The following is an 822-nucleotide window of genomic DNA, read 5'->3' on the forward strand; positions in this document are numbered from 1 at the left end:
AAGTGGCTGCGGGATAGCCCACGAAAATCCTAAGCACGCCATTTTTCCTTGAAAAGGTGCTGGTCTGGCAAATCATCAACCATATAATCTCGCTCAAAATAAGCGAGTGTATTCTGCAATTGCCCGATGTTGATTCTCCCTTCTGTCAAATTTGATTCTCTTGAGCATCCGATTGTTCGGTTTTGTCTCAAATTGCGTTTATGGTCAAAACCGACGATAAAAGATGCAGAAATTACCGCTGATTTACTTCTGGGGGCGCTCTGGATCCCTGTTGGTCTTACTTGTCTATTGTTAGCTTCCAGTATTTCTTGGGCTCTTGGAATCATCGCGTCCATAGACATTATGGGACGGGCATTTGGTGCTCGATCGACGATTTTTCTAGTTCCAATTTGGATTATTTCGGCAATTTTACTGGGTTTGATATATTGGTCAGAGATGTCTTAGCGAACAAAACGCAGTAGCTGACCGGGACCCGCGCGATTTGATCATTCGCGGTCAGCAAGCTGCCCGATTTTTAGTCTATTCGGGAGTTGTCAGCTCGGCCAGCTATGCTCTAACGTTATGCGAAAAAATGAATCACGCTGATCTACCGGAACGCTGGAAGGAGCGGATCGTTCAGTGGATTCGAGAGTTCGCCGACGCTGAGCGAACTGAGCTGGGAGCCTCAGACTTTCCATGCTCGCATCGGTTGCGACTAAAGTTTGACGACGGATCAGAAGCTGAATTTTGAGGTGCGGTAATTTCTTGGACCACGCCTTAACCAAATGAAGACTGAAGCCATGAAAGGCCGTAAGCGTTATACCAAGGAATTCAAAACCCAGG

General features: G+C 46.6%; 2 protein-coding genes. Both read right to left on the bottom strand.

Annotation, left to right across the window (positions count from 1 at the left end; genetic code table 11):
* Nucleotides 1-29: 29 nt before the first annotated feature.
* Complete coding sequence (locus tag JIN78_RS16795) at nucleotides 30-341, bottom strand: hypothetical protein (protein ID WP_200393153.1); 312 nt, start codon at nucleotides 339-341, stop codon at nucleotides 30-32.
* Between the two features lie 192 nt (nucleotides 342-533).
* Nucleotides 534-822 (bottom strand): hypothetical protein (locus tag JIN78_RS17420; protein WP_234038067.1); only part of this gene is annotated, 289 nt, incomplete at its 5' end.

Source organism: Roseibacillus ishigakijimensis (genome assembly GCF_016595415.1).
Classification (GTDB): Bacteria; Verrucomicrobiota; Verrucomicrobiia; order Verrucomicrobiales; family Akkermansiaceae; genus Roseibacillus; species Roseibacillus ishigakijimensis.